At 62.1% G+C, this 24,941-nt stretch carries 21 protein-coding genes; 20 read left to right on the top strand and 1 reads right to left on the bottom strand.

The window, feature by feature from the left end; translation table 11 throughout:
- The first annotated feature begins 9 nt into the window (after nucleotides 1-9).
- The 19 genes from uppS to ispD all read left to right on the top strand — a co-directional run bounded on the left by uppS (nucleotide 10) and on the right by ispD (nucleotide 22,711).
- Nucleotides 10-765, top strand: a complete 756-nt coding sequence (gene uppS, locus LOY45_RS05780; protein WP_115088384.1) for a polyprenyl diphosphate synthase — start codon at nucleotides 10-12, stop codon at nucleotides 763-765.
- Nucleotides 765-1,580, top strand: a complete 816-nt coding sequence (locus LOY45_RS05785) for a phosphatidate cytidylyltransferase (protein ID WP_115088383.1) — start codon at nucleotides 765-767, stop codon at nucleotides 1,578-1,580. The genes uppS and LOY45_RS05785 overlap by 1 nt, the downstream gene beginning before the upstream one ends.
- Nucleotides 1,577-2,767 carry a 1-deoxy-D-xylulose-5-phosphate reductoisomerase gene (ispC, locus tag LOY45_RS05790; RefSeq protein WP_115088382.1) on the top strand — a complete coding sequence of 397 codons (1,191 nt, stop codon included), beginning with the start codon at nucleotides 1,577-1,579 and terminating at the stop codon, nucleotides 2,765-2,767. The genes LOY45_RS05785 and ispC overlap by 4 nt, the downstream gene beginning before the upstream one ends.
- Nucleotides 2,768-2,824: 57 nt before the next feature.
- Nucleotides 2,825-4,177 (top strand): RIP metalloprotease RseP, encoded by a 1,353-nt coding sequence (rseP, locus tag LOY45_RS05795; protein WP_115088381.1) that lies wholly within the window; start codon nucleotides 2,825-2,827, stop codon nucleotides 4,175-4,177.
- A 74-nt stretch (nucleotides 4,178-4,251) separates the two neighbouring features.
- Complete coding sequence (gene bamA, locus LOY45_RS05800; protein WP_258578856.1) at nucleotides 4,252-6,600, top strand: outer membrane protein assembly factor BamA; 2,349 nt, start codon at nucleotides 4,252-4,254, stop codon at nucleotides 6,598-6,600.
- Nucleotides 6,601-6,644: 44 nt separating this feature from the next.
- Nucleotides 6,645-7,148: an OmpH/Skp family outer membrane protein gene (locus LOY45_RS05805; protein ID WP_038996736.1), complete on the top strand. Its 504-nt coding sequence runs from the start codon at nucleotides 6,645-6,647 to the stop codon at nucleotides 7,146-7,148.
- Nucleotides 7,149-7,150: 2 nt separating this feature from the next.
- Entirely contained in the window at nucleotides 7,151-8,206 is a 1,056-nt protein-coding gene (lpxD, locus tag LOY45_RS05810) for a UDP-3-O-(3-hydroxymyristoyl)glucosamine N-acyltransferase (RefSeq protein ID WP_115088379.1), read from the top strand.
- A 110-nt stretch (nucleotides 8,207-8,316) separates the two neighbouring features.
- The gene (fabZ, locus tag LOY45_RS05815; protein WP_010224833.1) at nucleotides 8,317-8,757 is read left to right on the top strand and encodes a 3-hydroxyacyl-ACP dehydratase FabZ; all 441 of its coding nucleotides are present in this window, start codon (nucleotides 8,317-8,319) and stop codon (nucleotides 8,755-8,757) included.
- Entirely contained in the window at nucleotides 8,754-9,530 is a 777-nt protein-coding gene (gene lpxA, locus LOY45_RS05820; RefSeq protein ID WP_115088378.1) for an acyl-ACP--UDP-N-acetylglucosamine O-acyltransferase, read from the top strand. Before fabZ ends, lpxA begins: the two co-directional genes overlap by 4 nt.
- 1 nt (nucleotide 9,531) lies before the next feature.
- On the top strand, nucleotides 9,532-10,659 hold the full coding sequence (lpxB, locus tag LOY45_RS05825) for a lipid-A-disaccharide synthase (protein WP_115088377.1): 1,128 nt from the start codon (nucleotides 9,532-9,534) through the stop codon (nucleotides 10,657-10,659).
- Nucleotides 10,660-11,289, top strand: a complete 630-nt coding sequence (rnhB, locus tag LOY45_RS05830) for a ribonuclease HII (protein ID WP_115088376.1) — start codon at nucleotides 10,660-10,662, stop codon at nucleotides 11,287-11,289.
- A gap of 108 nt (nucleotides 11,290-11,397) precedes the next feature.
- Nucleotides 11,398-14,919, top strand: coding sequence for a DNA polymerase III subunit alpha (gene dnaE / locus LOY45_RS05835; protein ID WP_115088375.1), 3,522 nt, complete (start codon nucleotides 11,398-11,400; stop codon nucleotides 14,917-14,919).
- A gap of 98 nt (nucleotides 14,920-15,017) precedes the next feature.
- Nucleotides 15,018-15,965, top strand: a complete 948-nt coding sequence (locus LOY45_RS05840; RefSeq protein WP_134064008.1) for an acetyl-CoA carboxylase carboxyltransferase subunit alpha — start codon at nucleotides 15,018-15,020, stop codon at nucleotides 15,963-15,965.
- A gap of 114 nt (nucleotides 15,966-16,079) precedes the next feature.
- Nucleotides 16,080-17,375: a tRNA lysidine(34) synthetase TilS gene (gene tilS / locus LOY45_RS05845; RefSeq protein WP_258578857.1), complete on the top strand. Its 1,296-nt coding sequence runs from the start codon at nucleotides 16,080-16,082 to the stop codon at nucleotides 17,373-17,375.
- A 271-nt stretch (nucleotides 17,376-17,646) separates the two neighbouring features.
- A complete protein-coding gene (locus tag LOY45_RS05850; RefSeq protein WP_115088372.1) occupies nucleotides 17,647-19,275 on the top strand; it encodes a CTP synthase in 1,629 nt (542 codons plus the stop codon).
- A gap of 3 nt (nucleotides 19,276-19,278) precedes the next feature.
- The gene (kdsA, locus tag LOY45_RS05855) at nucleotides 19,279-20,124 is read left to right on the top strand and encodes a 3-deoxy-8-phosphooctulonate synthase (RefSeq protein ID WP_115088371.1); all 846 of its coding nucleotides are present in this window, start codon (nucleotides 19,279-19,281) and stop codon (nucleotides 20,122-20,124) included.
- A gap of 153 nt (nucleotides 20,125-20,277) precedes the next feature.
- Nucleotides 20,278-21,567, top strand: coding sequence for a phosphopyruvate hydratase (gene eno / locus LOY45_RS05860; RefSeq protein WP_115088370.1), 1,290 nt, complete (start codon nucleotides 20,278-20,280; stop codon nucleotides 21,565-21,567).
- 161 nt (nucleotides 21,568-21,728) lie between these two features.
- Nucleotides 21,729-22,007 carry a cell division protein FtsB gene (ftsB, locus tag LOY45_RS05865; protein WP_038996723.1) on the top strand — a complete coding sequence of 93 codons (279 nt, stop codon included), beginning with the start codon at nucleotides 21,729-21,731 and terminating at the stop codon, nucleotides 22,005-22,007.
- Nucleotides 22,004-22,711, top strand: a complete 708-nt coding sequence (gene ispD, locus LOY45_RS05870) for a 2-C-methyl-D-erythritol 4-phosphate cytidylyltransferase (protein WP_115088369.1) — start codon at nucleotides 22,004-22,006, stop codon at nucleotides 22,709-22,711. Before ftsB ends, ispD begins: the two co-directional genes overlap by 4 nt.
- 112 nt (nucleotides 22,712-22,823) lie before the next feature.
- On the opposite strand, the gene LOY45_RS05875 is transcribed toward ispD, so the two are convergent.
- On the bottom strand, nucleotides 22,824-23,720 hold the full coding sequence (locus LOY45_RS05875; protein WP_258578858.1) for a LysR substrate-binding domain-containing protein: 897 nt from the start codon (nucleotides 23,718-23,720) through the stop codon (nucleotides 22,824-22,826).
- Between the two features lie 106 nt (nucleotides 23,721-23,826).
- Between LOY45_RS05875 and LOY45_RS05880 the strand changes: the two genes are divergently transcribed.
- The gene (locus LOY45_RS05880; RefSeq protein ID WP_233673338.1) at nucleotides 23,827-24,939 is read left to right on the top strand and encodes an S-(hydroxymethyl)glutathione dehydrogenase/class III alcohol dehydrogenase; all 1,113 of its coding nucleotides are present in this window, start codon (nucleotides 23,827-23,829) and stop codon (nucleotides 24,937-24,939) included.
- Nucleotides 24,940-24,941 lie beyond the last annotated feature (2 nt).

Raw genomic sequence — 24,941 nt, forward strand, 5'->3', positions numbered from 1 at the left:
CTTTTTTCAATGGAAAAGACCAAGCAAGGTGTGTCCCCATCGGTGCCGCGCCATGTCGCGATCATCATGGATGGGAATAATCGCTGGGCGAAGAAGCGCCTGTTGCCCGGTGTTGCCGGGCATAAGGCCGGTGTGGATGCGGTGCGCGCGGTCATCGAGGTATGCGCCGAGGCCAAGGTCGAGGTGCTGACCCTGTTCGCCTTTTCCAGTGAAAACTGGCAGCGCCCGGCTGAAGAGGTCGGGGCGTTGATGGAGCTGTTCTTCTCGGCCTTGCGCCGGGAAGCCAAGCGACTCAACGACAACAACATCAGCCTGCGCATCATCGGTGACCGCTCGCGCTTTCACCCTGAGCTGCAGGCCGCCATGCGTGAAGCCGAAGCGCTGACCGCTGGCAGCAACCGCTTCATCCTGCAGATCGCCGCCAACTATGGCGGTCAGTGGGATATCGCCCAGGCCGCCCAGCGCCTGGCGCGGGAAGTCCAGGCCGGTCACCTGCGTCCGGACGATATCACCCCCGAGCTGCTGCAGACCTGCCTGGCCACAGGCGACCTGCCGCTGCCCGATCTGTGTATCCGTACCGGTGGTGAGCGCCGCATCAGCAATTTCCTGTTGTGGCAGCTGGCCTACGCCGAGTTGTACTTTTCCGACCTGTTCTGGCCGGACTTCAAACACGAGGCCATGCGCACCGCGCTGGCCGATTTCGCTTCGCGCCAGCGCCGCTTCGGGAAAACCAGCGAGCAGGTCGAAGCTGGAGCCCGTGCTTAATGCTTAAACAACGCATCATTACTGCGCTGATCCTGCTGCCGATCGCCTTGTGTGGCTTCTTCCTGCTGAACGGTGGCGATTTTGCCCTGTTCATCGGTGTGGTGGTGACCCTGGGCGCCTGGGAATGGGCACGCCTGGCCGGCCTGGTCGCGCAATCCCTGCGGGTAGCCTATGCGGCGGTCGTCGCCGGGCTGCTGATGCTGCTCTACCTGATGCCCGACCTGGCACCGTGGGTGCTGGGTGCGTCGGTATTGTGGTGGGGGCTGGCCACCTGGCTGGTGCTCACCTATCCGCGCAGCAGCGAGCTGTGGGCCAGTGCTGCCTGCCGCCTGCTGATCGGGCTGCTGATCCTGCTGCCGGCCTGGCAAGGCCTGGTGCTGCTCAAGCAGTGGCCGCTGGGCAACTGGCTGATCATGGCGGTCATGGTGCTGGTCTGGGGTGCGGACATCGGTGCGTATTTCTCCGGCCGCGCCTTCGGCAAGCGCAAACTGGCCCCGCAGGTGAGCCCGGGCAAGAGCTGGGAAGGCGTCTATGGCGGCCTGGTCCTGAGTTTGGTCATCACCGCTGCGGTGGGTATCTACCGTGACTGGAGCGCAGGCGAGCTGATGCTTGGCTTGTTCGGCGCTGCAGTGGTGGTGCTGGTGTCGGTGGTTGGCGACCTGACCGAAAGCATGTTCAAGCGCCGCTCGGGGATCAAGGACAGCAGTAATCTGCTGCCCGGCCACGGTGGCGTGCTGGACCGTATCGACAGCCTCACCGCGGCTATTCCGGTGTTTGCCGTGCTGCTCTGGGCAGCCAATTGGGGCGCGATGTGAGCGGCGTGCAACGTATTACCGTGCTGGGTGCGACTGGCTCCATCGGCCTGAGCACCCTCGATGTGATTGCCCGCCATCCGGATCGTTACCAGGTGTTCGCCCTGAGCGGTTATTCGCGCCTGCAAGAGCTGCTGGCCCTGTGCGTGCGCCATACCCCGGTGTTTGCCGTGGTGCCGACAGCCGAATCTGCGCAGCAACTGCGTGAAGGCCTGGCGGAAGCCGGCTTGGCCACTGAAGTGCTGGTCGGCGAAGAGGGCTTGTGCCAGGTGGCCGCAGCTGCCGAGGTGGATGCCGTGATGGCCGCGATCGTCGGCGCTGCGGGCCTGTGCCCGACCCTGGCGGCAGTCGAGGCGGGCAAGAAGGTGTTGCTGGCCAACAAGGAAGCGCTGGTGATGTCCGGCGCCTTGTTCATGCAGGCGGTACGTCGCAGTGGTGCGGTGCTGCTGCCGATCGACAGCGAGCACAATGCGATCTTCCAGTGCCTGCCGGGTGATTACTCCCGCGGCCTGGCTCAGGTTGGCGTGCGCCGTATCCTGTTGACCGCCTCTGGCGGGCCGTTTCGCGAAACGCCGATGGCCGAGCTTGTGGATGTCAGTCCCGAGCAAGCCTGCGCCCACCCGAACTGGTCCATGGGCCGCAAGATCTCGGTCGACTCGGCGAGCATGATGAACAAGGGCCTGGAGCTGATCGAGGCCTGCTGGCTGTTCGATGCCCGGCCGAGCCAGGTTGAGGTGGTGGTGCACCCGCAAAGTGTGATCCACTCGCTGGTCGATTATGTCGACGGTTCGGTGCTGGCCCAGTTGGGCAATCCGGACATGCGCACGCCGATCGCCAATGCTCTGGCTTGGCCGGAGCGTATCGATTCAGGCGTGGCGCCACTGGACCTGTTCGCGATTGCCCGGCTGGACTTCAAGGCGCCGGACGAGCAGCGTTTCCCTTGCCTGCGCCTGGCCCGTGAGGCGGCCGAGGCGGGTAACAGCGCGCCGGCCATGCTCAACGCGGCCAACGAAGTGGCGGTGGAGGCATTTCTCCAGCGGCGCATCCGCTTCCCCGAGATCGCGAGTATGATCGAACAAGTGCTCGATCAGGAGCCGGTGGTTGCCGTCGAGTCGCTTGATGCGGTGTTTGCCGCTGATCAGCGTGCGCGGCAACTGGCCGGACAATGGTTGGCTCATCACGGTCGCTGAGGCCTGGCGCATCAGTGCGTCAGGCCCGGTGCCGCTGAACGTCATTCGGAGAAAGACATGAGTGCGCTCTACATGATTATCGGCACCCTGGTGGCATTGGGTGTGCTGGTCACCTTTCACGAATTCGGTCACTTCTGGGTGGCCCGGCGTTGCGGCGTCAAGGTTTTGCGTTTCTCCGTCGGTTTCGGCATGCCGCTGCTGCGCTGGCATGACCGCCATGGCACGGAGTTCGTGGTGGCGGCCATTCCGCTGGGCGGCTACGTGAAGATGCTCGACGAGCGCGAAGGCGAGGTGCCGCGCGATCAGGTCGAGCAATCGTTCAACCGCAAGTCCGTGCGCCAGCGCATCGCGATTGTTGCCGCGGGCCCGGTGGCCAACTTTCTCCTGGCGTTTTTCTTCTTCTGGGTCCTGGCCATGGTCGGCACCCAGCAGGAGCGTCCGGTCATCGGTGCGGTCGAGGCGGGGAGTATCGCCGAAGTGGCCGGGCTCACAGCTGGCCAGGAAATTGTTTCCATTGATGGCAAGCCAACCAGTGGCTGGGCGGCAGTCAACCTGCAACTGATCCGCCGTCTGGGTGAAAGCGGCCAGTTGCACATCAGTGTGCGCGAGGAGGGCGCGTCCGTTGACAGCCCGCACGTGCTGACCCTCAATAACTGGCTCAAGGGCGCCGACGATCCGGACCCGATTCGCTCGCTGGGCTTGCGCCCGTGGCGCCCGGTATTGCCGCCGGTGCTGGCTGAACTCGACCCGAAGGGGCCGGCAAATGCTGCCGGGTTGAAAACCGGTGACCGTTTGCTGGCGCTCGATGGTCAGGCGCTGAACAACTGGCAGCAAGTGGTCGATACCGTACGTGGCCGGGCTGGCAGCAAGATCGTCCTGCGCATCGAGCGTGACGGGGCGCCGCTGGAGCTGCCGGTGACGTTGGCCAGCCGCGGTGAAGGCAAATCGGCCACGGGTTATCTCGGTGCCGGGGTCAAAGCGGTGAAGTGGCCAGATGCCATGCTTCGCGAAGTCAGTTACGGGCCGCTCGAGGCCGTAGGGGAGGGGCTTTCGCGGACCTGGAACATGAGTGTCCTGACCCTGGAATCGCTGAAGAAAATGCTGTTCGGCGAGCTCTCGGTAAAAAACTTGAGCGGACCGATAACCATTGCTAAAGTGGCGGGCGCTTCGGCCCAGTCCGGTGTTGGGGATTTCCTGAATTTCCTCGCCTACCTGAGCATTAGCCTGGGGGTTCTTAATTTGCTGCCCATTCCTGTACTGGATGGGGGGCATTTGCTGTTCTACCTGATCGAGTGGGCGCGTGGTCGTCCGCTTTCGGATCGGGTGCAAGGTTGGGGGATCCAGATCGGTATCAGTTTGGTAGTCGGGGTGATGTTGCTTGCCCTGATCAACGATTTGGGTCGACTGTAAAGCTTCGCTCAATTGCGAACCTGCCGCGTCCCGCGGTGGGTCGTTTATTGCCAGTTGGAATAAGAAAGGACTTCATGAAACGTCTGCTGCTAACTGCGGTTCTCGCCGTACTGATGATCGCTGAAGTTCACGCCGAGTCCTTCACCATCTCCGATATTCGTGTCAATGGTCTGCAGCGGGTTTCCGGGGGCAGCGTTTTTGGTGCCTTGCCATTGAACGTCGGCGATGAGGCCGATGACCGGCGCCTGGTGGAATCGACCCGGTCCCTGTTCAAGACCGGTTTCTTCCAGGACATCCAACTGAGCCGGGACGGCAACGTCCTGATCATTACCGTGGTCGAACGTCCTTCGGTTTCGAGCATCGAGATCGAAGGCAACAAGGCGATCAGCACCGAAGACCTGATGAAAGGTCTGAAGCAGTCCGGTCTGTCCGAAGGCGAGATCTTCCAGCGTGCCACCCTTGAAGGTGTGCGCAACGAACTGCAACGCCAGTACGTTGCCCAGGGCCGCTACTCGGCCGAGGTCGACACCGAGGTGGTGCCGCAACCGCGTAACCGCGTGGGCCTGAAGATCAAGATCAACGAAGGCACTGTCGCTGCGATCCAGCACATCAACGTGGTCGGCAACACCGTCTTCCCCGATGAAGACCTGATCGGCCTGTTCGAGCTCAAGACCACCAACTGGCTGTCGTTCTTCAAGAACGATGACAAGTACGCCCGCGAAAAACTCTCCGGTGACCTGGAGCGTCTGCGTTCCTACTACCTGGACCGCGGCTACATCAACATGGACATCGCTTCCACCCAGGTGTCGATCACCCCGGACAAGAAGCACGTCTACATCACCGTCAACGTCAACGAAGGCGAGAAGTACACGGTACGTGACGTCAAGCTCTCCGGTGACCTCAAGGTGCCGGAAGACCAGATCAAGTCGCTGCTGCTGGTCCAACCAGGCCAGGTGTTCTCGCGCAAGGTGATGACCACCACCTCCGAGCTGATCACCCGCCGTCTCGGTAACGAAGGCTATACCTTCGCCAACGTCAACGGTGTGCCACAGCCGCACGACGATGACCACACTGTCGATATCATGTTCGTGGTCGACCCGGGCAAGCGTGCCTACGTCAACCGCATCAACTTCCGCGGCAACACCAAGTCCGAAGACGAAGTGCTGCGTCGTGAAATGCGCCAGATGGAAGGCGGCTGGGCTTCGACCTACCTGATCGACCAGTCCAAGACCCGTCTGGAGCGCCTGGGCTTCTTCAAGGAAGTCAACGTCGAGACCCCGGCCGTACCGGGCACCGACGACCAGGTCGACGTCAACTACAGCGTTGAAGAACAAGCTTCCGGTTCGATCACCGCCAGCGTCGGTTTCGCCCAGAGCGCCGGCCTGATCCTCGGTGGTTCGATCAGCCAGACCAACTTCCTCGGTACCGGTAACAAGGTTTCCATCGGTCTGACCCGCAGTGAATACCAGAGCCGCTACAACTTCGGCTTCGTTGACCCCTACTGGACCGCCGATGGCGTCAGCCTGGGCTACAACGCTTTCTATCGCACCACCGACTACGATGACCTCGACGTCGACGTGGCCAGCTATGCGGTTGACAGCCTGGGTGCCGGTGTCAGTGTTGGCTACCCGATCAGCGAGACCTCGCGCCTGACCTTCGGCCTGACCGTACAGCAGGACGAGATCAAGACCGGCAAGTACACCGTTGACGAGATCTTTGACTTCGTCGACAAGGAAGGCGACAAGTACCTGAACTTCAAGGCCTCGGCCGGCTGGTCCGAGTCGACCCTGAACAAGGGCGTGCTGGCCACCCGTGGTCACTCGCAAAGCCTGGTGCTGGAAGCGACCACTCCGGGTAGTGACCTGTCGTTCTTCAAACTGGATTACCGTGGCCAGCTGTTCAAGCCGATCACCAACGACTACACCCTGCGCCTGCACACCGAGCTGGGCTATGGTGATGGCTTCGGTTCGACCTCCGGTCTGCCGTTCTACGAGAACTACTATGCCGGCGGTTTCAACTCGGTACGTGGCTTCAAGGACAGCAGCCTGGGCCCACGCAGTACCCCGAGCAAGGGCAACAAGCCCGGTACCATTGAAGACCCGGACCAGGATCCGCTGCCGTTCGGTGGTAACGTCCTCGTCCAGGGTGGTGTGGAGCTGCTGTTCCCGCTGCCGTTCGTCAAGGACCAACGCTCGCTGCGCACCTCGGTCTTCTGGGATGTGGGTAACGTTTTCGACACCAACTGCGGTTCCAAGCCGAACTGCGAGAAGGTCGGCCTGTCGGGTCTGGCCAGCTCCGTCGGCCTGGGCGTGACCTGGATTACCGCGCTCGGTCCGTTGAGCTTCAGCCTGGCAATGCCGGTGAAGAAGCCGGACGAAGCCGATACCCAGGTGTTCCAATTCTCTCTGGGTCAGACCTTCTAAGGTCTGCCCCTTGCTAACGACAACGGATTCTGTAGGAGTGCATCGTGCGTAAGTTGACTCAACTGGCAGTACTGGCTGCGACCCTGATCGCAACCCCGGCTTTCGCCGAAATGAAAGTTGCCGTGCTGAACTATCAAATGGCTCTGCTCGAGTCGGACGCGGCGAAGAAGTACGCAGTCGATGCCGAGAAGAAATTCGGCCCGCAGCTGACCAAGCTGAAGAACCTGGAAAGCAGCGCCAAGGGCATTGCCGACCGGATCCGTGCCGGTGGCGACAAGATGGCCCAGCCTGAGCGCGAGCGCCTGGAGCTTGAATACAAGCAGAAAGCCCGTGACTTCCAGTTCCAGTCCAAGGAGCTGAACGAGTCCAAGGCCGTGGCTGATCGCGAAATGCTGAAACAACTGAAGCCGAAGCTGGATGGCGCGGTTGAAGAAGTGATCAAGAAAGGCGGTTTCGACCTGGTTCTCGAGCGTGGCGCGGTCATTGATGTCAAACCTCAGTACGACATCACCCGCCAGGTTATCGAGCGCATGAATCAGTCCCGTTGATCATGACCGTGACCATGAAACTCGGTCAGCTGGCCGAGTTCCTCGGCGCCACCCTGAGTGGCCCCGAGGAGCTGGAAATCACTGGCCTGGCGACCCTTCAGGAAGCCGGGCCGGGGCAGTTGAGCTTTCTCGCCAACCCGCAGTACCGCAAGTACCTGGTTGAAACCCACGCGGCAGCGATCCTGCTCAAGCCGGCCGACGCCGAGGGTTTTGCCGGTAACGCCCTGATCGTTCCCGATCCGTACCTCGCCTACGCGCGCATCTCCCACCTGTTCGATCCAAAGCCCAGGGCTGTAGCGGGAATTCATCCCAGCGCCGTGGTTGCCGCCGATGCCCAGGTCGATGCCAGCGCCAGTGTGGGTGCCTGTGCAGTGATCGAGAGCGGTGCGCAGATCGGCCCGGGCGTGACCATCGGTGCCCAGTGTTTCGTCGGCGCGCGTTGCGTGATCGGCGAGGGCGGCTGGCTGGCCCCGCGGGTGACCCTGTACCACGACGTGCGTATCGGCAAGCGAGTGGTCATTCAGTCGGGCGCGGTGATCGGTGGCGAAGGCTTCGGCTTTGCCAACGAGAAAGGCGTCTGGCAGAAAATCGCCCAGATCGGTGGTGTGAGCATCGGTGACGATGTCGAGATCGGCGTCAACACCGCGGTCGACCGCGGCGCTCTGGCCGATACCCGCATCGGTGACGGGGTCAAGCTCGACAACCAGATCCAGATCGCCCACAACGTGCAGATCGGCGATCATACGGCGATGGCGGCGTGTGTCGGAATTTCCGGCAGCACCAAGATCGGCAAGCACTGCACCATTGCCGGCGGTGTCGGCATGGTTGGACACATCGATGTCTGCGACAACGTTTTCGTATCCGGGATGACCATGGTGACGCGCTCGATTACCGAGCCAGGCGCCTATTCTTCCGGTACGGCGATGCAGCCGCTGGCCGAGTGGCGCAAGAGCGCCGCACGAATTCGCCAGCTGGACGAGATGTCAAAACGCCTTCAACAGCTGGAAAAGCGTCTCGCCGCCGTGACCTCCGGCGATAAAGCTTCATCAGAAGGCTGATACCATTTCCTGATCAAGAGTGAACAGCCCTAGACTGACTCTTTGATTTGCTAAAGGAGCGCCGTGTGAAAACCGGCGCTCCCTATCTTTACTACAGGCTTCCCCCCGAAATGATGGACATCAACGAGATTCGCGAATACCTGCCTCACCGTTACCCGTTCCTGCTGGTGGACCGGGTGGTGGAACTGGACGTCGAGGCCCAGCGCATTCGTGCCTACAAGAATGTCAGCATCAACGAACCTTTCTTCAATGGTCACTTCCCGGCGCATCCGATCATGCCGGGCGTGCTGATCATCGAGGCCATGGCCCAGGCGGCCGGCATCCTCGGCTTCAAGATGCTCGACGTCAAACCTGCGGACGGTACCCTGTACTACTTCGTCGGTTCCGACAAGCTGCGCTTCCGCCAGCCGGTGCTGCCGGGTGACCAGCTGATCCTCGAAGCCAAGTTCATCAGCTGCAAGCGCCAGATCTGGAAGTTCGAGTGCCAGGCGTCGGTCGACGGCAAGCCGGTATGCTCGGCCGAGATCATCTGCGCGGAACGCAAACTATGAGTTTGATTGACCCTCGGGCAATCATCGATCCATCGGCGAAGCTCGCCGACGGAGTCGAGGTAGGCCCTTGGTCGATCATCGGTGCCGGAGTCGAGATCGGCGAGGGGACCGTCATCGGTCCACACGTGATTCTCAAAGGGCCGACCCGCATCGGTCGGCACAACCGCATCTACCAGTTTTCCTCGGTAGGCGAAGACACCCCTGACCTCAAGTACAAGGGTGAAGCCACACGCCTGGTGATTGGCGATCACAACGTGATCCGCGAAGGCGTGACCATCCACCGTGGCACCGTGCAGGACCGCTCGGAAACCACCCTGGGTGATCACAACCTGATCATGGCCTATGCCCATATCGGTCACGACAGCGTCATTGGCAACCATTGCATCCTGGTCAACAACACTGCATTGGCTGGCCATGTGCATGTCGACGATTGGGCGATCCTCTCCGGGTTCACCCTGGTGCATCAGTTCTGCCATATCGGCGCCCACAGCTTTTCCGGCATGGGCACGGCGATCGGCAAGGATGTACCGGCCTACGTCACCGTGTTCGGCAACCCGGCTGAAGCGCGCAGCATGAACTTCGAGGGCATGCGCCGTCGCGGGTTCAGCGAAGACGCCATTCACGCCCTGCGCCGGGCCTACAAGGTGGTCTATCGCCAGGGCCTGACCGTCGAGCAGGCGATTGCCGAGCTTGTCGAGCCGGCTACCCAGTTCCCTGAAGTCGACGTGTTCCTCAAGTCGATCCAGAACTCCACTCGCGGCATCACCCGCTGATATGGCCGAGCTTTGTGTAGCGCTGGTGGCCGGTGAGGCCAGCGGCGATATTCTCGGCGCCGGGCTGATGCGCGCGCTCAGGGCGCGTCATCCGCAAGTACGCTTCATTGGTGTGGGTGGGCCGTTGATGCAGGCTGAAGGCCTGAGCTCGTACTTCCCCATGGAGCGCCTGGCGGTGATGGGTCTGGTCGAGGTGCTAGGGCGCCTGCGCGAGCTGCTCAAGCGTCGCAAGGAACTGATCCAGACCCTGATCGCCGAGCGTCCGGACGTCTTTATCGGTATCGATGCCCCGGATTTCACGCTCAATATCGAACTGAACCTGCGCAAGGCCGGGATCAAGACCGTGCATTACGTCAGCCCTTCGGTCTGGGCCTGGCGGCAGAAGCGCGTGCTGAAGATTCGCGAAGGCTGCGACCTGATGCTCACGCTGTTTCCGTTCGAAGCCAAATTCTATGAAGAGAAGGGTGTGCCGGTACGCTTTGTCGGCCATCCGCTGGCCGACAGCATTCCGCTGGACGCTGACCGTGCCGCTGCGCGCGAACAGCTGGGCCTGGCTGAGGGGCCGCTGGTGGCGTTGATGCCGGGCAGCCGTGGCGGCGAAGTTGGCCGCCTGGGTGCGCTGTTCCTCGATACCGCCCAGCGCCTGTGCGAACTGGTGCCGGGGGTGCGTTTCGTTTCCCCGTGCGCCAATGCCGAACGCCGTGCCCAGCTTGAGCAGATGCTCCAGGGCCGCGACTTGCCGGTGACCCTGCTTGACGGTCGCTCGCACCAGGCCCTGGCCGCCTGCGATGCGGTGCTGATCGCTTCCGGTACTGCGACCCTTGAAGCCTTGCTGTTCAAGCGGCCAATGGTCGTGGCCTATCGTTTGGCCCCGCTGACCTACTGGATTTTGAAACGCCTGGTAAAAAGCCCGTACGTGTCGCTGCCCAACCTGCTGGCCCAGCGCATGCTGGTGCCCGAGTTGCTGCAGGAAGCGGCCAGCGCCGAAGCGCTGGCCCAGACCCTGGCGCCGCTGGTGCATGGCGGTGTGCAGCAGACCGAAGGCTTTGACCAGATTCACCGTACCTTGCGCCGCGATGCCTCGAACCAGGCAGCTGACGCGGTGCTGGCCCTGCTGGAAAACCGATAGATGCAAATGGGATTGGACTTCAACCTGGTCGAGGACCTGGTCGCCGGTGTCGACGAAGTGGGCCGTGGCCCGCTGTGCGGCGCGGTGGTGACCGCTGCGGTGATTCTCGACCCACAGCGGCCGATTCTGGGGCTCAACGACTCGAAAAAGCTCACCGAAGCCAAGCGTGAAAAGCTCTTTGACGAAATCTGTGAAAAAGCCCTGAGCTTCTGCATCGCCCGCGCCGAGGTCGAGGAAATCGACCAGCTCAATATCCTCCACGCCACCATGCTGGCCATGCAGCGTGCAGTCGAAGGTCTGAGCGTCACGCCGAAACTGGCGCTGATCGACGGTAATCGCTGCCCGCAGCTGTCGGTGCCGGCGGCACCGGTGGTCAAGGGCGATAGCCAGGTGCCGGCCATTGCGGCGGCGTCGATCCTGGCCAAGGTCACCCGTGACCGCGAGATGGCGGCGTTCGAGCTGATCTACCCCGGCTACGGCATCGGCGGGCACAAGGGCTACCCGACCCCGGTGCACCTCGAAGCCCTGGCGCGCCTGGGGCCGACGCCGATTCACCGGCGCTCGTTCGCACCCGTGCGTGCCGCTTTCGAAGCCCGCGATGCCATCAACGGCGGGTTTGCCGAGGTCTGACCGGACGCGACGGGCGTCAGTAGTCAGGATCGCCCCGCACTGGCTGTTGTTTTGATCAAGGCCCGGTACAATCCGGGCCTTGTTGTTTTGTGCTGCTATAGGATCATCATGTCGGCTTCTTTCGTTCATCTTCGCCTGCACACCGAATACTCGCTGGTCGATGGCCTGGTGCGGATCAAGCCGCTGGCCAAGGCATTGGCGGCGATGAACATGCCGGCGGTCGCGGTTACCGACCAGAGCAACATGTGCTCGCTGGTCAAGTTCTACAAGAACGCCATGGGCGCCGGTATCAAGCCGATCTGCGGTGCCGACCTGTGGCTGGCCAACAGCGACCCGGATGCACCGCTGTCGCGCATCTGCCTGTTGGCCATGGACGCCAAGGGCTACCGCAACCTTACCGAGTTGATTTCCCGCGGCTGGGTCGATGGCCAGCGCAATGGTCTGGTGATCATCGAGCGCCAGTGGATCGTTGAGGCCAGCGAGGGGCTGATTGCCCTGTCCGCGGCAAAGGAAGGCGACATCGGCATGGCGTTGCTCAATGGCAACCCGGATGAAGCCGAAGCGCTGCTGCGCGACTGGCTGCAGATGTTCCCGGAGCGCTTCTACGTCGAGGTGCAGCGCACCAACCGCGCCGGTGACGAAGAATACCTGCACGCCGCCGTGGCCCTGGCCGACAAGCTGGGCGCGCCGTTGGTGGCGACCAACGATGTACGCTTTATCAAGCAGTCCGACTACGACGCCCACGAAACCCGCGTGTGCATCGGTGAAGGCCGGGCCCTGGACGATCCGCGCCGTTCGCGTAACTACAGCGACCAGCAGTACCTGAAAAGCCCGGAGGAAATGGCCGAGCTGTTCAGCGACCTGCCCGAGGCGATTGCCAACACCGTCGAGATCGCCAAGCGCTGCAACATCCAGGTGCAGTTGGGCAAGCACTTCCTGCCAGACTTTCCGACGCCCAACGGCATGGGTATCGACGACTACCTGCGCCACGTTTCCCACGAAGGCCTGGAAGAACGTCTGGCGGTACTGTGGCCGAAAGAAACCACGCCGAATTACGAAGAGAAGCGCCAGGTCTACCTCGACCGCTTGAAGTTCGAGCTGGATATCATCATCCAGATGGGCTTCCCCGGTTACTTCCTGATCGTTATGGACTTCATCAAGTGGGCCAAGAACAACGGCGTGCCGGTCGGCCCGGGCCGGGGTTCGGGTGCCGGCTCGCTGGTCGCCTACGTGCTGAAGATTACCGACCTCGACCCACTGGCTTATGACCTGCTGTTCGAACGTTTCCTCAATCCGGAACGGGTATCGATGCCCGACTTCGACGTCGACTTCTGCATGGACGGTCGCGACCGGGTAATCGAATACGTGGCCGACGCCTACGGGCGCAACGCCGTGAGCCAGATCATCACCTTCGGCACCATGGCCGCCAAGGCGGTGGTGCGTGACGTGGCGCGGGTGCAGGGCAAGTCCTACGGCCTGGCTGACCGCCTGTCGAAGATGATCCCCTTCGAAGTCGGCATGACCCTGGAAAAAGCCTACGAGCAGGAAGAGATCCTGCGCGATTTCCTCAAGAGCGACGAAGACGCCAAGGAAATCTGGGACATGGCCCTCAAGCTCGAGGGCGTCTGCCGGGGTACCGGTAAGCACGCCGGTGGTGTGGTTATCGCGCCGACCAAGCTCACCGACTTCTCGCCGATCGCCTGTGATGAAGAGGGCGGCGGCCTGGTCACCCAGTTCGACAAGGATGACGTCGAGGCCGCCGGCCTGGTGAAGTTCGACTTCCTGGGCCTGCGGACCCTGACCATCATCAAGTGGGCGATGGAAACCATCAACCGCGAACAGGCCAAGAAAGGCCTGGATGACCTGAACATCGACTTCATCCCGCTGGATGACAAAAAGACCTACGACCTGCTGCAAAAAGCTGAAACCACGGCGGTGTTCCAGCTTGAATCGCGGGGCATGAAGGAGCTGATCAAGAAGCTCAAGCCCGACTGCCTCGAAGACCTGATCGCACTGGTGGCGTTGTTCCGTCCCGGCCCGCTGCAATCGGGCATGGTTGACGACTTCATCAACCGTAAACACGGTCGTGCCGAACTGGCTTACCCGCATTCGGACTACCAGTACGAAGGCCTCAAGCCCGTTCTGGCCCCGACCTACGGCATCATCCTGTACCAGGAACAGGTGATGCAGATCGCCCAGGTGATGGCCGGTTACACCCTCGGCGGTGCGGACATGCTGCGCCGGGCCATGGGTAAGAAAAAACCCGAGGAAATGGCCAAGCAGCGCGGCGGTTTCATCGAAGGTTGTGCCAGCAACAACATCGATCCGGACCTCGCCGGTAACATTTTTGACCTGGTAGAGAAATTCGCCGGTTACGGCTTCAACAAATCCCACTCCGCCGCCTATGGCCTGGTCTCCTACCAGACCGCCTGGCTCAAGACCCACCACCCGGCGCCGTTCATGGCCGCGGTGCTGTCGGCGGATATGCACAACACCGACAAGGTCGTGACCTTGATCGAGGAAGTGCGCAGCATGAAGCTGCGCCTCGATGCGCCGGATGTGAACACCTCCGACTTCAAGTTCACCGTCAATGACGACGGCCGCATCGTCTATGGCCTGGGCGCGATCAAGGGCGTGGGCGAGGGGCCAGTCGAGGCCATCGTCGAAGCCCGCGCGACGGGGCCGTTCAAGGACCTGTTCGACTTCTGCGAGCGGGTCGACCTCAAGCGCATCAACAAGCGCACCCTCGACGCGCTGATCCGCAGTGGCGCGCTGGACCGCCTGGGGCCGTACTTCCACGATGAACTCAAGGCCTACCAGGCCAACATCGACCGCAACCGCGCAGTGCTGCTGTCCGCGATGGAAGAGGCGATCAAGGCGGCCGAGCAGACCGCACGTACTGCCGACAGTGGTCACGCCGACCTGTTTGGCGGGCTGTTCGTCGAAGAGGATGCCGACGTCTACGCCAACCACCGCAAGGCCCGCGAGCTGACCCTCAAGGAGCGCCTGCGTGGTGAAAAAGACACCCTGGGCCTGTACCTGACCGGTCACCCGATCGACGAGTACGAAGGCGAGATCCGCCGCTTTGCCCGCCAGCGCATCATCGACCTGAAACCTGCACGCGACACCCAGACTGTCGCCGGGATGATCATTGCCCTGCGCGTCATGAAGAACAAGAAGGGCGACAAGATGGGTTTTGTCACCCTCGACGACCGCTCCGGGCGGATCGAGGCTTCGCTGTTTGCCGACGCCTTCATGGCCAACCAGGCGCTGCTGCAGACCGATGCTATGGTGGTGGTTGAAGGCGAGGTCAGCAACGATGATTTCTCCGGCGGCCTGCGCCTGCGGGTCAAGCGGGTGATGAGCATGGAAGATGCCCGCACCAACCTGGCCGAAAGCCTGCGCCTGAAGGTGCACACCGATGCCCTCAAGGGCGACCGCCTGAACTGGCTGGGTGAGCTGTTCAAGCGTCATCGCGGCGCCTGCCCGATCACCATGGAATACACCGGCAGCGATGCCAAGGCCATGCTGCAGTTCGGCGAAAGCTGGCGTATCGACCCTGCCGATGGCCTGATTCAAGCCCTGCGTGACCAGTTCGGACGTGAGAACGTCTTTTTGCAATATCGATGAATTTTTAATCTCGACCTGAATGCGCCCGATCCCTTAAGGTAGGGCGCCAAACGGATCAACCGGCCGGCCGCCTGGCCGTAGACCCAAGACGGATGCCTATGAACCCGAATTTTCTGGATTTCGAACAGCCGATTGCTGACCTGCAAGCCAAGATCGAAGAGCTGCGCCTGGTTGGCAATGACAACTCGCTGAACATCGGCGATGAGATCGCCCGTCTGCAAGACAAGAGCAGCACCCTGACCGAAAGCATTTTCGGCAACCTGACCAGTTGGCAGATCGCCCGCCTGGCCCGTCACCCGCGCCGTCCGTACACCCTGGACTACATCGAGCACATCTTCACCGAGTTCGACGAGCTGCACGGTGACCGTCACTTCTCCGATGACGCCGCGATCGTGGGTGGTATCGCCCGCCTGGACGACAAGCCGGTGATGGTCATCGGCCACCAGAAAGGCCGCGAAGTGCGCGAGAAGGTTCGCCGCAACTTCGGCATGCCGCGCCCTGAAGGCTACCGCAAGGCGTGCCGCCTGATGGAAATGGCCGAGCGTTTCAAAATGCCGATCCTGACCTTCATCGACACCCCGGGTGCCTACCCAGGCATCGACGCCGAAGAGCGCAACCAGAGCGAAGCCATTGCCTGGAACCTGCGGGTCATGGCCCGCCTGAAAACCCCGATCATCGCCACCGTAATTGGTGAAGGTGGTTCCGGCGGTGCACTGGCCATCGGTGTCTGCGACCAGCTGAACATGCTGCAGTACTCGACCTACTCGGTGATCTCGCCGGAAGGTTGCGCCTCGATCCTGTGGAAGACCGCCGAAAAGGCCTCGGACGCTGCCGAAGCCATGGGTATCACTGCCGAGCGCCTGAAAGGCCTGGGTATCGTCGACAAGGTCATCGCCGAGCCTCTGGGCGGCGCGCACCGTGATCCGGCGAAGATGTCCGCCAGCGTTCGCGGCGAGCTGATCGAGCAACTGGACATGCTCAAGAAGTTCGACAACGACGCGCTGCTCAAGCGCCGTTATGACCGTCTGATGAGCTACGGGCTCTGATCTGACAATCGCGGGTCAAGCCCGCTCCCACAGGAATTGGATTCACTGCCTGACCTGTGGGAGCTGGCTTTGCCAGCGAACGAGTGCGCAGCACTCGTAAAAGAGGTCTACCCGATGCTCGATCTCTACTCAAGGCTGTCCCCCTGGTTCACCGCCCCCTCCTGGTGCATCGCCCTCTCCGGCGGCCTGGACTCCACCGTCCTCCTGCACTTGCTGGCAACCCTGTCCCGCCAGCAAACCTTGCCTCCACTGCGCGCCATTCACATCCACCACGGCTTGCAAGCTGCGGCTGATGCCTGGCCGGATCATTGCCAGCGCCTGTGCGACGATCTGGGCGTCGAACTGCAGGTCATCCGTGTGCAGGTCGCCCCCCGCGCCAGCATCGAACAGGGCGCCCGTGATGCGCGCTACGCCGCTTTCCGCACTGCCTTGTGTCCCGGCGAAATCCTCCTGACCGGCCAGCACCGCGAAGACCAGGCTGAAACCCTGCTGTTTCGCCTGTTGCGCGGTGCCGGGCTGCGTGGCCTGAGCGCGATGCCCGAGCGGCGGCCGCTAGGGCAGGGCATGTTGGTGCGGCCGTTGCTGGGCGTTTCGCGCAACGAGCTGCAGTGCTACGCCCAGGAACAGCACCTGACCTGGATCGAAGACCCGTCCAACCACGACACGCAGTTCTCCCGCAACTACCTGCGTCACCAGGTGTTCCCGGCGCTCTTGCAGCGCTGGCCGCAAGCGGCGCAAAACCTGGCACGCAGCGCCCAGCACCTGAGCGAAGCCCAGGGCCTGCTCGATGAGCTGGCGCTGGAGGATCTGGCCCAGGCTGCGACCCCGGCACCGTTCGACTGGCTAGGCCTGGACTCGCTGGACCTCGGGGTGCTGCGCCAGCTATCCCCGGCCCGTCAGCGCAACGCCCTGCAGTACTGGCTGGCCCCGCGCACACGCTTGCCCGATAGCCGTCACTGGGCCGGTTGGGACGCCCTGCGCGATGCAGCATCCGACGGACGGCCACTGTGGTGCCTGACCGACGGTGAGCTGCATCGCGCCAATGCACGTATCTGGTGGCTGGAGGGGGATTGGCTGAACCCTGCAGGCGGCCAGGCGGCGTGGCCGAATCCGGGCAAACCGCTGTCGTTGAGCCATAACGGCAGCGTCAGCCTCAGCGGCACGTTGCCGCAGGGGCCATTGCACATTGCCTACCGCCAGGGCGGCGAAACCCTGGCAATCAACGGCCGCGGCCAGCGTGATCTGAAGCGCCTGCTCAACGAGTCGCAGCTGCCGTCATTCGTCCGTTCGCGCCTGCCGTTGCTGTATTGTGGCGAGCAATTGCTGGCGGTGGCCAACCTGCCGGGGTTGAGCCAGGGTGACTGGCAATTGCATTGGCATGCGCCGACGAGCGAGCAAGGTTTGAGATGAAAGGCACATTCGGGTAGACTACGCTCCCTTCTTGATACAGCTTCTGTGGCTTCCCCGAAATCACAGCAGTTGCCGATTACCAAGCAGTTTTTTGCTGGGCGATTCTAAAAATGTTTAGCGAGCTCCTAACCGGGTATCCAACCCCCGGTGTGACCAGACGCGGCAGTTTTTTAAGATGCACTGTGATTGACGCAGGTGATCGGGGGCTTCGGCCTTCCTTCGCTTTCCCCGGCGGCACTGACCGCTTTAACGCAGACTTCTAGGGTTTTTCATGACGCGCTACATATTCGTCACGGGCGGTGTTGTTTCTTCATTGGGGAAAGGCATTGCCTCGGCTTCATTGGCGGCCATCCTGGAGGCGCGGGGGCTCAAGGTCACCATGCTCAAGCTGGACCCGTACATCAACGTCGACCCGGGCACCATGAGCCCGTTCCAGCACGGTGAAGTGTTCGTCACCCACGACGGCGCCGAGACCGACCTGGACCTGGGCCACTACGAGCGGTTCATCCGCACGACCATGACCCAGAACAACAACTTCACCACCGGCCGTATCTACGAGCACGTGCTGCGCAAGGAGCGCCGTGGTGATTACCTGGGCGCGACCATCCAGGTCATTCCGCACATCACCGACGAGATCAAGCGCCGCATCATCAAGGGTGCCGGCGATGCCGACGTGGCCCTGGTGGAAATCGGCGGTACCGTGGGTGACATCGAGTCGCAACCGTTCCTCGAGGCTATCCGTCAGCTGCGCGTCGAAGTGGGCTCCAAGCGCGCCATGCTGATGCACCTGACCCTGGTCCCGTACATCGCCACCGCTGGCGAGACCAAGACCAAGCCGACCCAGCACTCGGTCAAGGAGCTGCGCTCCATCGGCCTGCAGCCGGACGTGCTGATCTGCCGCTCCGACCATCCGGTGGATGTGTCTTCGCGCCGCAAGATCGCCCTGTTCACCAACGTCGAAGAGCGTGCGGTGATCTCCCTGGAAGACGTCGACACCATCTACAAGATCCCGGCCGTGCTGCACGCCCAGGGCCTGGATGACTTCGTCGTCGAGCGTTTCGGCCTGCAATGCAACGGTGCCGACCTGTCCGAGTGGGAAAAGGTCGTCGACGCCAAGCTCAACCCCGAGCACGAAGTCACCATCGCCATGGTCGGCAAGTACATGGAGCTGCTGGACGCCTACAAGTCGCTGATCGAAGCGATGAGCCATGCTGGCATCCAGAACCGTACCAAGGTCAACCTGCGCTACATCGACTCCGAAGACATCGAGAACCAGGGCACCAGCCTGCTCGAAGGCGCCGATGCCATTCTGGTTCCAGGCGGTTTCGGCCTGCGTGGCGTCGAAGGCAAGATCACGGCCGTGCAGTACGCTCGCGAGAACAAAGTCCCGTACCTGGGTATCTGCCTGGGCATGCAAGTGGCGGTCATCGAGTTCGCCCGTAACGTCATGGGCTGGAAAGATGCCAACTCCACCGAGTTCGATCGCAACAGCGGTCACCCGGTCGTCGGCCTGATCACCGAGTGGGAAGATGCCACCGGCGCGGTCGAAACCCGTACCGAAGCTTCGGACCTCGGCGGCACCATGCGTCTGGGCGCCCAGGAGTGCCAATTGGCAAGCGGCTCCAAGGTCCACGATTGCTACGCCAAGGACGTGATCGTCGAGCGTCATCGTCACCGTTACGAAGTGAACAACAAACTGCTGCCGCAGCTGGTTGAAGCCGGCCTGAAAGTCTCCGGTCGTTCCGGCGACGGTGCGCTGGTCGAAGTGGTCGAGTCCCAGGATCATCCATGGTTCGTCGCTTGCCAGTTCCACCCGGAGTTCACCTCGACCCCGCGTGACGGCCATCCGCTGTTCAGCGGTTTCGTCAAGGCGGCACTGGCTCAAAAGAACAAGGCCTGATACATGACCCAGAAGATCATTCGCGTCGGTAACATCGAGATCGCCAACGACAAGCCGTTCGTCCTGTTCGGCGGCATGAACGTGCTGGAATCCCGTGACCTGGCCATGAAGGTCTGCGAAGAGTACGTGCGGGTTACCGAGAAGCTCGGTATCCCCTACGTGTTCAAGGCCAGCTTCGACAAGGCCAACCGTTCGTCGATCAACTCCTACCGTGGCCCGGGCCTGGAAGAGGGGATGAAGATCTTCGAGGAGATCAAGAAGACCTTCAACGTGCCGGTCATCACCGACGTGCACGAGCCGGAGCAGGCTGCCGCGGTGGCCAAGGTCTGCGACATCATCCAGTTGCCGGCCTTTCTCTCGCGCCAGACCGACCTAGTCGTGGCCATGGCCAAGACCGGCGCGGTGATCAACATCAAGAAAGCCCAGTTCCTTGCACCCCAGGAAATGAAACACATCCTGACCAAGTGCGAAGAAGCCGGTAACGATCAGTTGATCCTCTGCGAGCGTGGTTCGAGCTTCGGCTACAACAACCTGGTGGTGGACATGCTCGGCTTCGGCGTCATGAAGCAGTTCGAGTACCCGGTGTTCTTCGACGTGACCCATTCCCTGCAGATGCCGGGTGGCCGCGCCGATTCCGCCGGTGGTCGCCGCGCCCAGGTCACCGACCTGGCCAAGGCGGGCCTGAGCCAGGGCCTGGCCGGCCTGTTCCTCGAGGCGCATCCGGATCCGGACAACGCCAAGTGTGACGGTCCATGCGCCCTGCGCCTGGACAAACTGGAGCCTTTCCTGGCCCAGCTCAAGCAACTTGATGACCTGGTGAAGAGTTTTCCGACGGTAGAAACCGCGTAATCCTCGATTCTCCGGTAAAGTACCCCCCGTTCAACCTCTGACCCTCGGGTCAGGGGTCTGCTTTCGCCGGGCCTGCCTGTTTCAAATTGCCCGGCGAGCGGCAAGATTTTTCTCAGCTGCGTTGTTTTCGTCAATTCTGGAGTGCTTACAACAATGGCAAAAATCGTCGACATCAAAGGTCGTGAAGTTCTCGATTCGCGTGGTAACCCCACCGTAGAAGCGGACGTACTGCTCGACAACGGCATCATCGGCAGCGCCTGCGCGCCGTCCGGTGCTTCCACTGGCTCGCGCGAAGCGCTGGAGCTGCGTGATGGCGACAAGAGCCGTTACATGGGCAAGGGCGTACTGAAGGCAGTTGCCAACATCAACGGCCCGATCCGCGACCTGCTGCTGGGCAAGGACCCGGTTGACCAGAAAGCCCTCGACCGCGCCATGATCGAGCTGGACGGTACCGAGAACAAAGCCAAGCTGGGCGCCAACGCCATCCTCGCCGTGTCCCTGGCTGCCGCCAAGGCCGCTGCCCAGGATCAGGACCTGCCGCTGTACGCGCACATTGCCAACCTCAACGGCACCCCGGGCCAGTACTCGATGCCGGTTCCGATGATGAACATCATCAACGGCGGCGAGCACGCCGACAACAACGTCGACATCCAGGAGTTCATGGTTCAGCCGGTTGGCGCCAAGACCTTCTCCGACGCGCTGCGCATGGGCACCGAGATTTTCCATCACCTCAAGGCTGTGCTGAAGGCCCGTGGCCTGAACACCGCTGTCGGTGACGAAGGTGGTTTCGCGCCTAACCTGGCGTCCAACGAAGACGCACTGTCGGCCATCGCCGAAGCCGTCGCCAACGCCGGTTACAAGCTGGGCACCGACGTGACCCTGGCCCTGGACTGCGCGGCCAGCGAATTCTACGAAGACGGCAAGTACAACCTGTCCGGTGAAGGCAAGTCCTTCGACGCCGCCGGTTTTGCCGACTACCTCAAAGGCCTGACCGAGCGTTTCCCGATCATCTCGATCGAAGACGGCCTGGACGAGTCCGACTGGGCTGGCTGGAAGATTCTGACCGACAAGATCGGTGACAAGGTGCAACTGGTCGGCGACGACCTGTTCGTGACCAACACCAAGATCCTGAAAGAAGGCATCGACAAGAGCATCGCCAACTCGATCCTGATCAAGTTCAACCAGATCGGCTCGCTGACCGAAACCCTGGAGGCCATCCAGATGGCCAAGGCTGCTGGTTACACCGCAGTGATCTCGCACCGTTCGGGCGAAACCGAAGACTCGACCATTGCCGACCTGGCCGTGGGTACTGCTGCCGGCCAGATCAAGACCGGTTCGCTGTGCCGTTCCGACCGCGTCTCCAAGTACAACCAGCTGCTGCGTATCGAAGAGCAACTGGGCAGCAAGGCTGTGTACCGTGGCCGTGCCGAGTTTCGCGGCTAAGCAAGAGATGGTAAAAAGACAGCAGCAAAGCGGCGCCGAACGGTCATACTGATCGTTCAGAGGCCCTTGCTGCAGGTGTCTGAACACAAAGCCTGGCTTCGGCCAGGCTTCGTGCCATCAGCGACCTGCAGATGTGGCGGTCTTTTCCACTGGATACCCTGATGCGCAGTCCTTATTGGTTGTTCCTCGTCTTGCTCCTGCTGCTCGGTGGCCTGCAGTATCGTCTGTGGGTGGGCAATGGCAGCCTGGCCCAGGTCACCGAACTCAAGCAACAGATCGCTGACCAGCACGCTGAAAACGAGCGTTTGCTGGAGCGTAACCGCGTGCTTGATGCCGAAGTGCTGGAGCTGAAGAAAGGTATGGAAACCGTCGAAGAACGGGCTCGCCACGAACTGGGTATGGTCAAGGAGGGTGAAACCCTCTACCAGCTTGCCCAATGAACCAGACCTTGCCGGCCTTCTGGGCCGTGATTCCCGCCGCGGGCGTCGGTGCCCGCATGGCTGCCGACCGTCCCAAGCAGTACCTGCAATTGGGCGGGCAGACCATTCTCGAGCATAGCCTCGACTGTTTTCTTGACCATCCCTGTGTCAAAGGGGTGGTAGTCAGCGTTGCCGCTGACGATCCTTTCTGGCCCGGTTTGCGTTGCGCCAGCGACCCACGCATCCAGCGCGCCGAAGGCGGCCAGGAGCGTGCCGATTCGGTGCTCAACGCCTTGTTGTTGCTGCACGCCCAGGGCGCGGCGGATTCCGACTGGGTGCTGGTGCACGACGCCGCCCGGCCGAACCTGGCACGCAGTGACCTCGACCGCCTGCTGGCGGAGCTTGCCGATGATCCGGTGGGTGGGCTGCTGGCGGTGCCGGCGCGCGACACGCTCAAGCGCGCGGATGCCAATGGCCGGGTCAGCACCACTATCGACCGCAGCACCGTCTGGCAGGCCTATACGCCACAGATGTTTCGCCTCGGTGCCTTGCATAGGGCCCTGGCCGACAGCCTGGTGGCCGATGTGGCGATTACCGACGAGTCTTCGGCTATCGAATGGGCCGGGCAGGCGCCGCGCTTGATCGAAGGGCGCAGCGACAACATCAAGGTCACCCGCCCCGAAGACCTGGAGTGGCTGCGCCAGCGCTGGGCCAAGCGCGGTTGAGCACCGGCATTGCCTGTGATGACCGCTGTGCGCTCGATCGCTGGCAAGCCAGCTCCCACAGGTCCAGGGTACACAGGTCTATTGTGGGAGCCGGCTTGCCGGCGATGATCTATCAGGCACCTCGATACTCAGGCAGTAACGCCAATCCCTCGCGCAGATAATCCACCAGCTTGCGCACCTTCGGCGACAGATGCCGCTGCTGCGGATACAGCGCCCACACCGCTGTATTCGGCGGCTGATGCCCCTCAAGCAGCGACACCAGCGCGCCGCATTTGAGGTGTTCGAGTACGTAATAGTCTGGCAACTGACATAAGCCCATTCCCTGCAACGCCGCATCCAGCACCGCCTGGCCACTGTTGCAGCGCCAGTTGCCTTGAACCCGTTGGCCAATTTCCCGCCCGTCCAGTTGCAGTGCCCAGCTGTCGGCGCTGCCGATCAGGCAATTGTGCCGCGCCAGCTCCGACAGGCTGTGGGGCCGGCCGTAGCGTTCCAGATAGGCAGGTGACGCACACAGGTACATGCGCCGTGGCGCCAGGCGCGTCGCCACCAGCCGCGAATCCTGCAAACGGCCCAGGCGAATCGCCAGGTCCATGCCTTCATGCACCAGGTCCAGGGGACGGTTGCTCAGTTCGATGTCCACCCGCAATTGCGGATACAGCGCCATGAAACGCGTCACCAGCGGCACGATAAAGCGTTCGCCATAGGCCACGGCGCAGGTCATGCGCAGCAGGCCCTTGGGTTCGCTGGTCAGGTCGCCCATGGCGCGCAAGGCTTCTTCGCGGCCATCCTGCAGGCGTTGGCAGTGTTGCAGGAAGGTCTGCCCGGCTTCGCTCAAGGTCACCCGCCGGGTGCTGCGATACAGCAGGCGGGTTTGCAGGCGCTCTTCAAGGCGGGCGATCTGCCGGCTGACGTGGGACGATGACACCCCCAGGCGCTCGGCGGCAGCAGTGAACTGCCCGGACTCGGCGACCGCAACGAACTCGTCGATGCCTTCCCAGCGATTGCTCATTGATTGTCCCTGTACAGCAATAATGTTTTGTCTTTGCCTGGATTATTCATCAAATAACGATGAATTACACTGCAAGCCTGAACTGACCCTTTGCTGGAGAAGATTGATGATCAAGTCCCGTGCCGCCGTTGCCTTCGAGGCCAAGAAACCGCTGGAGATCGTCGAAGTCGACGTGGCCATGCCCAAGGCCGGCGAGGTGCTACTGCGCGTGGTCGCCAGCGGTGTCTGCCATACCGACGCCTACACCTTGTCCGGTGCCGACCCGGAAGGCATCTTCCCGTCGATCCTTGGCCATGAAGGCGGTGCCATTGTCGAAGCCATCGGTGAGGGCGTGACCTCGGTTGCCGTCGGCGATCACGTGATCCCGCTGTACACCCCCGAGTGCGGCCAGTGCAAGTTCTGCCGCTCCGGCAAGACCAACCTGTGCCAGGCCATCCGCGCAACCCAGGGCAAGGGCCTGATGCCCGACGGCACCACGCGTTTCTCCTACAAGGGCCAGCAGCTGTTCCACTACATGGGTACCTCGACCTTTTCCGAGTACACCGTGCTGCCGGAAATCTCCGTGGCCAAGATCCAGAAAGAAGCGCCGCTGGAGAAGGTCTGCCTGCTCGGTTGCGGCGTGACCACCGGTATCGGTGCGGTGCTCAATACCGCCAAGGTCAAGCCGGGCGACACCGTGGCCATCTTCGGCCTGGGCGGCATCGGCCTGTCGGCGATCATCGGTGCGGTCAAGGCCAAGGCTTCGCGGATCATTGCCGTTGACATCAATCCGGGCAAGTTCGAAATCGCCAGGCAGCTGGGCGCCACCGACTGCGTCAACCCGAAAGACTATGACCGCCCGATCCAGGACGTGATCGTCGACCTCACCGATGGCGGTGTGGACTTCTCCTTCGAGTGCGTGGGCAACGTGCAACTGATGCGTGCGGCGCTGGAATGCTGCCACAAGGGCTGGGGCGAGTCGGTGATCATCGGCGTTGCCGGTGCCGGCCAGGAAATCGCCACCCGTCCGTTCCAGCTGGTTACCGGCCGGGTCTGGCGCGGTTCGGCCTTCGGTGGCGTGCGTGGCCGCAGCGAGCTGCCAAGCTATGTGGAAATGTCGGAAAAAGGCGAGATCCCGCTGGATACCTTCATCACCCACACCATGGGCCTGGAAGACATCAACAAGGCATTTGACCTGATGCACGAAGGCAAGAGCATTCGCAGCGTCATCCACTTCTGAGG

The sequence above is a fragment of the Pseudomonas wadenswilerensis genome (assembly GCF_024749185.1).
In the GTDB taxonomy this organism is placed as follows: Bacteria; Pseudomonadota; Gammaproteobacteria; order Pseudomonadales; family Pseudomonadaceae; genus Aquipseudomonas; species Aquipseudomonas wadenswilerensis.